The following is a 12,650-nucleotide window of genomic DNA, read 5'->3' on the forward strand; positions in this document are numbered from 1 at the left end:
GAATGAAAAATGGCTTATAATAAAGTACAGAACGCAACGAATAGAACTTTTGAAAGAACGATGCCTTACAACCTATTTACGGATCCAGAGGTATTGAAAAGAGAAAGAGAATTGATTTTCGCAAAGAGTTGGCAATTAGTCGGCCATGTTAGCCAAGTTGAGAAAAAAGGTGCATTTTTTACTGCTGAGGTTGGCGATGACCCACTTATCATTATTCGTGGAACAGATGAAGTTCTACGCGCGTTTTATAATGTTTGTCCTCACAGAGCGACGAAGCTGGAGAAAAGTGATTCGGGCAAAAAGAAAATTCTACAATGCTCGTATCATGGCTGGACATTCAAAACGGATGGCGCTTTAAACAAAGCACCGAACTTCCGTAGTGAAGAAGATGCTGCTTGCGTTCAAGATGCGTGCTTGCGTTCCGTCAGAATGGAAGTAATCGAATCTTTAATTTTTGTTAACTTGGATGACAACGCAAAGCCATTGGCTGAATCATATGGCGATTTCTTCGATCGTCTAGGTAAATTTGAATTCTTGAAGAATCTACAATTTACTCATAGGAAGTCCCGTCATATTAAAGCGAATTGGAAAGCATTTATTGAAAATTATCTCGAGTGTGATCATTGTCACGTAGCACACCCAAGTTTTATTGACACATTGGACATGGATGATTATCAAATCATTACGTGTGAGAACTATTCAATACAAGGTTCCATGGTGAAGCCTGATAAGCAATATGGAGAAGTAAATCTAGATGAAGCAGAAATGCAAGGCGGATCATTCTTCTGGTTATGGCCGAACTTGATGTTGACAATTTATCCGGGACCTGCAAATATGGCAACTATTCAATTAGTTCCGATCGATGAAGAAAATACTGAAATCGTTTACACATACTACTTCAGCGAAGACAGCTTGGAAAAATTGACTCAGGAAGAAAAAGACTTGATGACGTTCGCGGAGCAAGTTCGCTTTGAAGATATCGAATTGGTTGAATTAGAGCAACTCGGCTTCAAATCACGTGCATTCGAGAAAGGTCGCTACTCACAATCTGAACAAGCAATTGTACAATTCCATGAAATGGTTCTGGAGGCGCTCAATGAATAAATTACTTGATAGAACAACTAATAAACAATTAATGATTAATGGGGAATATGTAGAAGCACCAAACTACGCTCCACTATATTCTCCATATTCCAATGAAAAAATTGCTGACATTGCTATGGCGGATCAAGCACTGACGGAACAAGCGATTGAAGCTGCGTATAATGCCAGAAAAGTTATTGGTAACATGCCAGCATTTCAACGTGCTGAAATATTGGAAAACGTTGCAAGCATACTAGCAGAGAGAACGGAAGAAGCAGCGACAGTCATTTCAAGTGAATCTGCGAAGCCCATCATGTTTGCTAGAGCGGAAGTTTTAAGAACAATTGAGACATATAAATTCGCCGCGGAAGAAGCAAAACGTATCCATGGAGAAACGATTCCATTTGATGCTGCTTCAGGCGGTGTCGGACGCATCGGTTATACATTGCGTGAACCGATTGGCGTAATCGCAGCCATTACGCCATTTAACTTCCCAATGAATTTAGTGGCGCATAAAGTTGGCCCGGCAATTGCTGCAGGGAACCCGATCGTTTTGAAACCGGCTTCCCAAACACCTTTATCTGCTTTATTCATTGCGGAAGTATTTAAAGACGCTGGTCTTCCACCGGGCGTGCTAAATGTCATCACAGGACCGGGCGGTGTGATCGGCGACGTTCTTGTCTTAGATGAACGTGTTAAAATGGTTACGTTTACTGGAAGTCCAAGTGTCGGAATCGGAATCAGCAATAAAGCTGGATTGAAGAAGACAACATTGGAATTAGGATCCAACTCTGCGTTGATTATAGATAAGGACATCGAAATTGACTCTATTATCGATCGCTGTATTATGGGAGCCTTCTCGAATCAAGGTCAAGTGTGTATCTCAACACAACGAATTTACGTTCACGAAGATCTTTACGAAGAATTCACAACTAAATTTGCTGCTGCTGCTAAACAATTGAAGTTAGGTGATCCGTTTGCGGAAGATACGTATATCTCATCATTGATTTCAAAGAAAGAATTGGAGCGCACACTTAGCTGGATTGAAGAAACAAAGAATTATGATGCAGAAATTCTTGCAGGTGGCCATGCGCAAAACGGTGTCCTGGAACCTACAATCATTGCAAATGCAGATCATGCGCTAAAAGTTTCTTGCCAGGAAGTGTTTGCACCAATTGTCGTGGTAAATAAAGTAGATTCCGTGCAAACAGCTGTTGAGTTAGTCAATGACTCTCGTTTCGGTTTACAAGCGGGAATCTATACAAATAATGTGCAGCATGCTCTGTATGTTTCGAAAAACTTGGAAGTCGGCGGCGTGATTATTAATGACGTACCTACTTACCGTGTAGACCAAATGCCATACGGCGGTGTAAAAGAGAGCGGAACAGGACGCGAAGGCTTGAAATATGCCATTGAAGAAATGACAGAAATGAAACTCGTAGTCTGGAATCAAGGATGAAAGTGGTGGATCCGAAATTGAAAACGTATAAAATTGCAGTTATTGCAGGAGATGGTATTGGTCCCGAAGTTATTGACGAAGGGATTAAGGTATTAAAGAAAACTGCCGAACTAGACGGCGGCTTCGCATTTGATTTCACTTATTTCCCTTGGGGTTGTGAATATTACACGCAACAAGGACGAATGATGGCTGAAGATGGAATTGAACAACTGAAGGAGTTTGACGCGATCTATTTAGGAGCTGTCGGATTCCCGGGTGTTCCGGATCATATCTCGTTATGGGATCTCTTGTTGATCATCCGTAAAAGTTTCGATCAGTATGTCAATATACGTCCTGTGACGTTGCTGGCAGGGGCACATACTCCACTGCAGAATATCGAACGCAAAGATATTGATATGCTGTTCATTCGTGAAAATACAGAAGGTGAATATTCGGGAGCTGGAGATTGGCTGTTTAAAGGTCAGGAGCATGAAGTGGTTCTGCAGAACGGTGTATTCTCCCGCAAAGGTACAGAAAGAATTATTCGCTATGCTTTTGAAACTGCTAAAAAACAAGGCCGTAGCCTGACAAGTATCAGTAAAGCGAATGCATTAAACTATTCGATGGTCTTCTGGGATCAAGTATTCGAAGAAGTAAGTGCAGAATACCCGGAAGTCAAAACTGCATCTTATTTAGTGGATGCTGCTGCGATGCTAATGATCACAGATCCAAAACGTTTTGAAGTAGTAGTTACTTCGAATTTGTTTGGTGATATTTTAACCGATGTCGGCGCAGCAATCGCAGGCGGAATCGGCCTGGCTGCAGGTGCAAACATTAATCCGGAGGGTACATTCCCTTCCATGTTTGAACCTGTACATGGGTCGGCTCCCGATATTGCAGGCAAAGGAATCGGTAATCCTTTAGCTACCATCTGGTCTGCGAGTCAAATGCTCGATCACTTCGGTTACGAACAATACGGTAAAATGGTTGTAGATGCTATCGAGCAATTATTGGTGGACGATGAAGTGCTCACGCCTGATATGAAGGGCAGTGCTTCTACTTCTGAAGTGGGAGACCGGATTGTAGATATCATAGGGAATTTGCAGTCAGTTAAAGCTTAAATTCGATTTAATCGGTGTTATGCAAATAACACCGATTAAAATTTAACAAATGCCCGCTCGTTTGGCTGTGTGTGGGGATACTCGACACATCCACACAAGTGGGTCTTTGAAATAGGAGCGGTAATATGAGAGATAAAAAGACAGTGTTTTATTCTTCATTGGCTGTTAGCTTAGTTTTAATAAGTATCGGTATTTTTGCGCCGAAGCAGCTAGAAAACTTCTCAAATTCCTCACTTAGTTTCATCTATAATAATCTAGGTTGGTTCATTTTGGGAAGCGTTTTCATTTTCTTCGTTTTTTGTATTTATATCGGGATGTCCAAATTCGGTCATATCCGGTTGGGAGATGATGATGATCGGCCGGAATATAAGACGGCCACTTGGATCGGTATGCTATTTAGTGCTTCTATAGGAATCAGCCTGGTCTTCTGGGGAGTTGCAGAACCGGTTTCCTACTACATAGACCCTCCGTTTGGAACGGGTTATTCGGAAGAATCTGCAAAAACGGCAATGCAATTCGTTTTCCTGCATTGGGGTGTTTCGGCATGGGCCTGCTATGCGTTGGTCGGTGTATCATTAGCATTTTTCCAGTACCGGAAAAAACTACCCGCTTCTTTAAGTTCCGTCTTTTATCCGTTGGTCGGCGATAAAATTCGAGGAACTTTCGGCAAAACTATCGACGTCATCGTCATCCTATCCATCGTCATTGGGATTGCGACTTCGCTCGGCTTCGGAACATTACAAGTCAATAGCGGCATGAATTATCTCTGGGACGTGCCGATCGGTATTTCCACACAAGCGATCATCATCATAGTCGTTAGCATTATTTACGTGGCATCGACAGTTTCCGGTCTTCAAGGGGCGATGAAGCACCTATCCAACTTGAATATGTTACTGGCGTTCGTTTTATTAGGGTTGGTGCTTCTCTTTGGTCCGACACAGATGATTATGAAAATCTTCTTCCAAGGAATAGGTGATTATGCGCAGAACTTCATCAGCATGTCATTCCGTACGGATCCATATGGGGATGGTTCGTGGATTTCAAGTTGGACGTTGTTCTATTTCGGCTGGTGGATCGCATGGGCTCCGTTAGTCGGCAGCTTTGTAGGCAGGATTTCAAAAGGCAGAACGATAAAGGAATTTATGTTCGGTGCGATTTTCATCCCAGTATTGGGATCTTTCATTTGGTTTTCGGCCATGGGTGGCTCAGCGATTACGTTCATCCAGAATGCAGGCGCGACTGCACTTGCAACTGCGGTGGAATCAGATGTTACTTCAGCACTGTTTAAGTTTTTTGAATACTTACCAATGACAGTATTTTTGAGTATTTTAGCCATGGTGCTAGTCATTGTTTTCTTTATCACTTCCGCAAACTCAGCAGTATTTGTACTAGGTATGATCAGTGAAAGTGGGAATCCGAATCCATCACATCTGACGAAGATCGTATGGGGAGTGATCATCGCAGCTATCTCTATCGTGTTGATCATGACAGGTGGCTTAGCAGGGCTGCAATCTGCACTCGTTGCCACAGCCATTCCAATCGCAGTCATGATGCTCTTCATGTGCTACTCAACATTTATTGGGTTAAAAGAAGAGGCTGCAATCATTTCTGGGGAAAAAGCGAAGGAGAAGGCGGAACCTTCTGAACCGGGGAAACCGGAACTTTCTAAACCAGTAAAGTCCGGTCTTTCTAAACCGATAAAGCCGGTAGAGACGAAGAAAGAACCAGCACTTTTGGCAGACGTGGAAGGGACACGGGAAGAGGAAATGGTAGTCACGAGTAAATAATTTCTCTAAAAAACAATGGGTGAGCCATAAATGTTGTAAGCAGTAACATCGATTGATAAAGTAAGAGATTAAATGAAAAGGGCTGTTTCGGGTATTCAATACAAGGAACAGCCCTACTTCTGTTGCTTGGGGATCAAGGATAGTTATCGGACATAGCAGCGGTTATTACTGCATTGTCTCTGGTCTTCATCATCTTATCAATGATGGCTTCGTTTATAAAATAGGTGTGTCAGTATGTAAAAAGACGACTACTGTCATTGAGAAAGAAAACTTGATTTAGACGTGCGGTTTTCAGTTTTAAGAATGTAAAAGGCAACTTCCCTTTCAGAGGAAGCTGCCTATTTTTCATGCGTAAATATGAAATATATATTCTTGTCCGTTCTTGACAGGATCTTGTGCAAATTTGTAACCGTGAGCAATTGCTTCTTCGGGTACGTTGCGGAAAGAGCCGGGGCAATCGGTGATGACTTGCAGCAACTCGCCTTTATTCATACCTTCGAGTGTTTCTAATGTGTAAATAACAGGGTAGGGACAAGATTCACCGCGAAGGTCGAGTGTGAAGTCCGCTTCTAATTTAGCTTGCATGTACCTTCATTCCTCTCTTAATTGCTAATTTCTGATGGTAGCGTTTTTCTCCATACACTGTTAATGCATATAGCCCGCCAAGCATGAGGAGTGTGATGGAAATTGCTCCAATGGGTCCAAGTGTATCAAGTAGATTGATTTTCGCACCATTCTTAACTAATACATTATAAACACCGAGGTGATCCCATGCGTAGGCAAGGAACGTAGCACCGATAATATTGCCCAAAAATACCGGAAAAAATAATAATTGACCTTCCATCAAGCGATACATCATACCTGTTTCACAGCCTGATGCCATAACAATACCAAGTCCGAATAATGCGCCGCCGACAAACGTGCTAAGTGCCGCAATTTGTGTGATCGGTGTTACATCATAAATAGAAATGACAATGATCGTCAAAATAGAACTGACGGACATTCCGAGAATAATCGCTTTTGCCATGACACTGCGTCCAACGAGAAATAAATCACGGAATGCAGAAGTAAAACAAATTTGTCCGCGTTCGATTAGAATACCGAATGCGAGACCAAACAGCGCGCCTAAACCAAGCAGTTTTTGTCCTGACGCAAAGAAGTATATAATGAGTCCGATATAAAGTACGGCGATCCCTCCGCCGACGTACGGTTGGATAATACGTTTGTTAAGTCGTGTAGGCTTTGCACTCCCTCGAATCAACGAAGGCTTACCTTTCCACCAGTGTGTTTTTGTTAGTTTAGCACCGAAAAATGTACCTATACCTGTCGCCACAATGAAGATCCAAGCATGGAAAGAAAATTGCGGAACGCCTGTGAAGAAAGCAGCCAAGTTACAACCGAGTGCCAAACGAGCACCAAATCCTGCGATGATTCCACCAATTAACCCCTGTACATAACGTCGCTTTTGCTGTGGAAGACGGATCTTGAAGCTATTACTAAGCAACACCATAATGAGCGCGCCTACAAACATCCCCCAGACAATCCAGCCATCTGGCCTATTCCACGTTTCTCCTTGTAGATGTACCATATCAAAGTATTGCCAGTCTGAAATATCTACCCCGAGCAACAATAAAATATCGCCACCAAGCCGAGTAAATTCACCGGTAACTGCCCAAACAGTTGATGTTAAACCGAAATATAGTGCACTCAGAATACCCGCCATCAATAAAACGAGATAGGGATTCCAATAGCGTTGAAAAATAGATTGTATGCTTGATTTCATATGATAGCCCCTTAAAAAGTTCTTTTTCTAGTGTAAACCTAAATGATGAGAAATCAAGTGCAATATAAATAAAGTTCATACAAAAACTCGGCATACTAGACATCGGGTATTCGATTAAAAGTCATGATGTGTAGAATATGTACTTCACTTTAAGTAAATAGAAATAAAGGTTATTAACAGATTAATTTGATATATATGTTAAGTTGACAATTTTAAAACAAGGTTATAGTCTGTAACGTAGGTTCTTTTGAGGTAGGGCATAACAAGAAATTGAATGTGTCTGGAATGATGAAATCTACTATAGTACGGGAACTTTTTTCTTTATTACGTTCCGATACTTGAACTAACAATCACTAGATTATAACAGGTAAAGAGGGCTTTAGAAATAGAATGGAGTGGAAGTATAATAGAAGAGTATTGGCAGTTCATACGTAGAAAGATTGATTGGCCGGTGTTTGTATGTAGTGGAGGGGTATTGTTGGCGTTTGTATTGTTTTCACTTTTTGAAGTGGAAGCGGTAAATGCATTTGTAAATAAGGGATTTGAATTATCTATTCGCTATTTCGGGGCATATTGGCAATTCCTAATGATTGCGACATTTGTAGTCGGAGCAGTTTTAGCCATATCAAAGTACGGAAAAGTACGTTTAGGAGATTCCCCAAAACCTGAAATGAGTTATTTTAAGTGGGTGGCCGTTATTTTGACTACCGGACTTGGAGCAGGTGGAGTTTTTTGGGCAGCAGCAGAGCCTATGTATTACTTTTTAGACGTTCCTCCGATGCATAAAGGAATCAAAGAAGGAACAGAAGAAGCAATTGGACCTGCGCTTGCCCAAAGTTATATGTCGTGGGGGTTTACTGCATGGTCAGTGTATGGAGCGATCAGTGCGATCATCCTCATTTATGCGCATAAACATAAAGGAATGCCTTTGAAACCACGCACTCTTCTTTACCCTATTTTGAAAGAAAAAATCCTGACAAGTAAATGGGGCACCGCAGCAGATGTGTTTTGTATAATCGGGGCAGCAGCGGGAACAATTGGTCCGATCGGCTTTCTAGGTTTACAAGTCAGCTATGGACTCAGTTCTATTTTCGGAATCACCGATCAATTTACTATACAGCTCGCAATCATCGCTATTTTGACTGGAGTTGTTCTGATATCTACACTTACGGGCATCAATAGAGGGATACAATTTTTAAGTAAGCTGAATGTCAATATGGTAGCTGTGATTGCTGTATTTCTATTGTTGTTCGGGCCGGGATTATTCATCGTCAATTCCTTCCTGACCTCTTATGGAACATACGTCAGTGAATTTATTACTATCAGTACGTTTCGCGGAGACAATGCGTGGCTTGGTTCATGGATGTTATTTTTCTTCGGTTGGTTTATCGGATTTGGACCGTTAGTGGCGCTATTCGTAGCCAGGATCTCTAATGGAAGGAAGATCAGAGAGATATTTGTTGTAGTAGCCATTATTGCACCAGTTGTAGCCAATCTTTGGTTCACAATCCTCGGAGGTAGCGGTATATTCTATGAGCTGAAAAATGCGGGGTCAGTGAGTGAACCGTTAACTGAAGGCGGCTTGCCTAGTGCAATTATTGCAATAGCAGAGCAGATGCCGCTTGGAACTATCATGCCATCCGTTTTCTTGATACTGACCACTTTGTTTGTGGTAACTACGGTGGATTCAATGTCTTACTCGATATCCATGGCCGTAACAGGTGTGGGCAATCCACCAAAATCAGTTCGTGTATTTTGGGTTATGATCATGGCGACAATTGCTACGATACTTATAAAAATTGGCGGGGGAGGAATTGGGGCCTTACAATCCTTTGTAGTCATCGCAGCTGTACCGGTATCCATTCTATTACTTCCTGTTATCTGGTATGCTCCCAAGGTAGCCAAAGAGCTAGCGGTCGAGCAAGGAATAGTCAAAAAGTAAATACTATATGTACTAAACTGGATTTCGATGAATGAATAAATGAGCCCCTCATTTCTTGCTTGCCGTTCAAGGGCAAGCAGGCAATGAGGGGCATTGCTATTTAATTGGAAATCATTCATTGATAATTATAAGTAATTCCTCTATATTCTTCCTTTCCTCAGCTTTAGGAATATGTGCAGGATAACCAATCATCAATGTCCCAACAATTTTTTCATCAGGTGCTACATCGATTGCGTTTTTAAATACTGGATCATGCGTCCAATCATTGGTACGCATGATCATACCAATACCGCGTTCCCATGCGGCGAGCTGGAAGTTTTGAATCATTGCGGAAATTGCAGCATAGTCTTCATCCCAGCGTTTTTTACGGGAGTCTTCCGGCATGATGACAACTAAGTGAAGGGGAATGTCGCGGAAATATGCTGCTTTGTTCTTAGCTTTATCTGGTAAGGCACCGTCTTGTTCTTGTGAAGCCAGAAACGCTTCCACGAATTTTTCCTTGCCAGCGCCTGTGTATAGCTGAAAACGCCAAGGTTGAGTCAATTTATGGTTAGGTGCCCACTTCGCAACATTCAATAATTCAATCACTTCATCTATATCAACCGGATCTGATGTAAACTTCTTAATAGAGCGTCTGCTCATGATTGATTTTTCTACATCGTTTTTTCCTTCGTAGCCCATAATGTAAAACTCCTTTACTTAAATAGAATCACTCTAAATGAAAACTATTATCAACTACTATCGTATCATAAAAAAACCCGAAAGAGCAAAGAATGCTCTTTCGGTTTACTGATCGTCTTATTTCAAGTAATAAATAGGGGAGCCAGGTCCAAGATCAATTCCTAGCAACATCCAAATAATTAACGTGGCGCTCCAGAATAGTAAGAAGAACATGGAATAAGGGAACATAACGGAAACGAGCGTTCCAATCCCCATTTTCTTATCGTACTTCTGCGCAAACGCAATAATGATCGCAAAATAGGTCATGAGTGGTGAAATAATATTAGTTGAAGAATCTGCCACACGATATGCCATTTGCGTCAGTTCAGGGGAATAGCCGAGCTGCATCATAATCGGTACGAAGACTGGTGCCATCATGGCCCATTTTGCAGATGCGCTACCGATGAACAAGTTGATGAACGCCGCAATTAGGATGAACATCAGTAACAATGGAATTCCCGTTAAATTAATGCTGTCAAGGAAGTTTGCACCGTAAACACCTAACACTAAGCCCATGTTTGACTCTGAGAAAAAGGCAACAAACTGACTTGCCGTGAATGACAAGACGATAAACATTCCCATTGCAGACATCGTCGTGGACATCATAGCGGCTACGTCTTTGTCAGTACGAATCAGTTTCGTTACTCTACCGTAGACAAGACCCGGCACAAAGAATAGGAATGCAATAATCGGCACGAGCGATTTCATGAATGGTGATTTGATGATTGGCATATCCGCTTCATCCCCACGCAATGGAGCGCCCGGGAATACGACAAGAAGGGCAACTAATGCTCCTGCAACAACGACAGAAACACCTGCTAAAATCAACCCTTTCTTTTCAAGACGAGTCAGCTTTTCAACTTTCTCACGGAATTCACCGTTATATTCGCCAAGACGTGGTTCTATGATTTTTTCTGTGACCCACGCACCAACGATAGTCAGAACGATAACAGAAAATGCGATGAAGTAGTAGTTCATGGCAATATTCATACCTTCTGCGTATTCAGGATTGATGATTGCTGCTGACATGATTGTCAATTCGCCAAGTAATGCATCGGTACCAGAAAGTAACAAGTTTGCACTGAATCCACCGGAAACCCCGGCAAAGGCAGCTGCTAGACCCGCAAGAGGGTGTCTACCAAGTGCTGCAAACAATACCGCACCTAGTGGCGGTAAGACAACATAGCCTGCGTCAGACGCTACACTCGACATAACGCCTGCAAACACTAATCCAAGCGTAATCATTCGTTTTGGAACAGACATTACAAAGCCGCGAAGTAAAGCACTGATTAACCCTGAACCTTCCGCAACGCCAATACCAAGCATCGTGATGAGTACGACACCAAGCGGAGCGAAACCGATAAAGTTATCGGTCATATTCGTAATGATGTAATGAATACCTTCACTACTCAGTAAATTATTTACTTCAATCATTTCGCCTTCTTTACCCGGATGTTCAGCACTTACGCCGAAGTAAGAGACAACTGCTGAGATGACGATTACCAATAAAGCCAAAACAGCAAATAATGTAACCGGATGCGGCAATCGGTTACCAGTTTTCTCGATCATATCCAAAAACTTCTGGAAAAATCCTTTTTTCTGTTGATCCATGATAATTTCCTCCCACTTAAAAAACACTATTCAATCTATCACGAAAGGTATAAATTTTTTAGACAGTATCAAGTATATAGAAGAACTCTGTTGAGTGAAATGCTTTATTGAAATAATTAAATTGGAAGATAGTTGCGACTCTTGCGAGGAGGTTGAATAGTCTAAAATAAAAAGAAGCCTACCGAATAATAGGCAGGCAGGGGCTGATTAATTATTATAACTTTACATAGAATACATTTAACGTTGATTAAAATCCTTTGGCAGCAAGTAAAATGACTGCGAAATTGCCTCTCTTATAAACTGTGAGAACAATTTATTTTGGTCGCCTTTCCTTGAATCCACGCTTAAAAACCTCTTGTACATTATTGATTGTGACATATGCATCTTCGTCTACTTTCTCTAAAATACGTCGCAATTGAACAATTTCCGTCTGGTTAATAATAATATATAAAATTGCTTGTCTCTCGAGCGTATAGCCGCCGCGTCCATCGAGAATCGTGACACCTCTGCCCATTGTAGTGAGCAATTCTTGGCGAATGTCTTCTTGGTGTTTCGAAATAATCATCACGGCTTTACGATCATCTGCACCGTCGACGATTTTATCGATCACTTTTGCACCCACGTAGACAGCAACGAGTGTGAACATTGCTTTTTCTTTACCGATAACAAAAGCTGACAATAAAATGACGGAAATATCAATGACTAGCATCGCTTTCCCAACGCTCCATCCGAGCCACTGCTGAAGCATCCGTGCCACTGTTGTCGCACCTCCGGAAGTACCGCCAACACGAAAGATCATTCCGAGACCACCACCAACAAATAAACCGGCAAACAACGCAGCCAGTAATGTGTCACTGCCTAACTGTTCTCCCCAATTTTTCGTAAGCTCAAGGAAAACGGACGAGAAAATGATGGTGATAACCGTATAGATTATCGTCCGTTTACTGAAGAATTTGTACCCGATTGCAACGAGTGCTAAGTTGATTATGAAACTGACGAGTCCAGGAGACCATTCGAATAAATAGTATGTAATGATAGTAATCCCAATAACGCCACCTTCAGATAGCATATTCGGAATCGCAAAATAGTTAATTCCAAGTGCAAATATAAAGGATCCCAAGAGTAAAGCGGCGTAATCTACTAGTTTTCGTTGCATGCAATCCTC

10 protein-coding genes are annotated in these 12,650 nt (G+C 41.8%); 5 read left to right on the plus strand and 5 right to left on the minus strand.

The genetic code is table 11. From position 1 onward, the window contains the following. Window positions 1-9: 9 nt before the first annotated feature. The 4 genes from CSV60_RS04415 (at window position 10) to CSV60_RS04430 (ending at window position 5,429) form a co-directional block, all read left to right on the plus strand. The gene (locus CSV60_RS04415; protein WP_099632030.1) at window positions 10-1,104 is read left to right on the plus strand and encodes an aromatic ring-hydroxylating oxygenase subunit alpha; all 1,095 of its coding nucleotides are present in this window, start codon (window positions 10-12) and stop codon (window positions 1,102-1,104) included. Then, complete coding sequence (locus tag CSV60_RS04420) at window positions 1,097-2,542, plus strand: aldehyde dehydrogenase family protein (RefSeq protein ID WP_099636095.1); 1,446 nt, start codon at window positions 1,097-1,099, stop codon at window positions 2,540-2,542. Before CSV60_RS04415 ends, CSV60_RS04420 begins: the two co-directional genes overlap by 8 nt. Window positions 2,543-2,559: 17 nt before the next feature. After that, window positions 2,560-3,642, plus strand: coding sequence for a tartrate dehydrogenase (locus CSV60_RS04425; RefSeq protein ID WP_099636230.1), 1,083 nt, complete (start codon window positions 2,560-2,562; stop codon window positions 3,640-3,642). A gap of 125 nt (window positions 3,643-3,767) precedes the next feature. Beyond that, a complete protein-coding gene (locus CSV60_RS04430; RefSeq protein ID WP_099632028.1) occupies window positions 3,768-5,429 on the plus strand; it encodes a BCCT family transporter in 1,662 nt (553 codons plus the stop codon). 345 nt (window positions 5,430-5,774) lie between these two features. Here CSV60_RS04430 and yedF read toward each other — a convergent pair whose 3' ends face one another. Both yedF and yedE read right to left on the minus strand, forming a co-directional pair. After that, entirely contained in the window at window positions 5,775-6,014 is a 240-nt protein-coding gene (gene yedF, locus CSV60_RS04435; protein ID WP_099627815.1) for a sulfurtransferase-like selenium metabolism protein YedF, read from the minus strand. Then, window positions 6,004-7,212, minus strand: coding sequence for a selenium metabolism membrane protein YedE/FdhT (gene yedE, locus CSV60_RS04440; RefSeq protein ID WP_099636096.1), 1,209 nt, complete (start codon window positions 7,210-7,212; stop codon window positions 6,004-6,006). The genes yedF and yedE overlap by 11 nt, the downstream gene beginning before the upstream one ends. A 427-nt stretch (window positions 7,213-7,639) precedes the next feature. On the opposite strand from yedE, the gene CSV60_RS04445 reads away from it, so the two are divergent. Then, a complete protein-coding gene (locus CSV60_RS04445; protein ID WP_233189537.1) occupies window positions 7,640-9,154 on the plus strand; it encodes a BCCT family transporter in 1,515 nt (504 codons plus the stop codon). Between the two features lie 111 nt (window positions 9,155-9,265). Here CSV60_RS04445 and CSV60_RS04450 read toward each other — a convergent pair whose 3' ends face one another. The 3 genes from CSV60_RS04450 to CSV60_RS04460 all read right to left on the minus strand — a co-directional run bounded on the left by CSV60_RS04450 (window position 9,266) and on the right by CSV60_RS04460 (window position 12,641). Continuing rightward, the gene (locus tag CSV60_RS04450) at window positions 9,266-9,835 is read right to left on the minus strand and encodes a nitroreductase family protein (protein WP_099636098.1); all 570 of its coding nucleotides are present in this window, start codon (window positions 9,833-9,835) and stop codon (window positions 9,266-9,268) included. Between the two features lie 117 nt (window positions 9,836-9,952). After that, window positions 9,953-11,485: an AbgT family transporter gene (locus CSV60_RS04455; protein ID WP_099636099.1), complete on the minus strand. Its 1,533-nt coding sequence runs from the start codon at window positions 11,483-11,485 to the stop codon at window positions 9,953-9,955. A gap of 313 nt (window positions 11,486-11,798) precedes the next feature. Continuing rightward, window positions 11,799-12,641, minus strand: a complete 843-nt coding sequence (locus CSV60_RS04460; protein WP_099632023.1) for a YitT family protein — start codon at window positions 12,639-12,641, stop codon at window positions 11,799-11,801. Window positions 12,642-12,650: the final 9 nt, after the last annotated feature.

The sequence above is a fragment of the Sporosarcina sp. P7 genome, assembly GCF_002743425.1.
Taxonomy (GTDB): domain Bacteria; phylum Bacillota; class Bacilli; order Bacillales_A; family Planococcaceae; genus Sporosarcina.

Excerpts from the sequence above, each read along its gene's own strand:
- CSV60_RS04415 (WP_099632030.1), top strand. The coding sequence starts at position 10 with ATGGCTTATAATAAAGTACAGAACGCAACGAATAGAACTTTTGAAAGA.
- CSV60_RS04420 (WP_099636095.1), top strand. The coding sequence starts at position 1,097 with ATGAATAAATTACTTGATAGAACAACTAATAAACAATTAATGATTAAT.
- CSV60_RS04430 (WP_099632028.1), top strand. The coding sequence starts at position 3,768 with ATGAGAGATAAAAAGACAGTGTTTTATTCTTCATTGGCTGTTAGCTTA.
- yedF (WP_099627815.1), bottom strand. The coding sequence starts at position 6,014 with ATGCAAGCTAAATTAGAAGCGGACTTCACACTCGACCTTCGCGGTGAA.
- yedE (WP_099636096.1), bottom strand. The coding sequence starts at position 7,212 with ATGAAATCAAGCATACAATCTATTTTTCAACGCTATTGGAATCCCTAT.
- CSV60_RS04450 (WP_099636098.1), bottom strand. The coding sequence starts at position 9,835 with ATGGGCTACGAAGGAAAAAACGATGTAGAAAAATCAATCATGAGCAGA.
- CSV60_RS04455 (WP_099636099.1), bottom strand. The coding sequence starts at position 11,485 with ATGGATCAACAGAAAAAAGGATTTTTCCAGAAGTTTTTGGATATGATC.
- CSV60_RS04460 (WP_099632023.1), bottom strand. The coding sequence starts at position 12,641 with ATGCAACGAAAACTAGTAGATTACGCCGCTTTACTCTTGGGATCCTTT.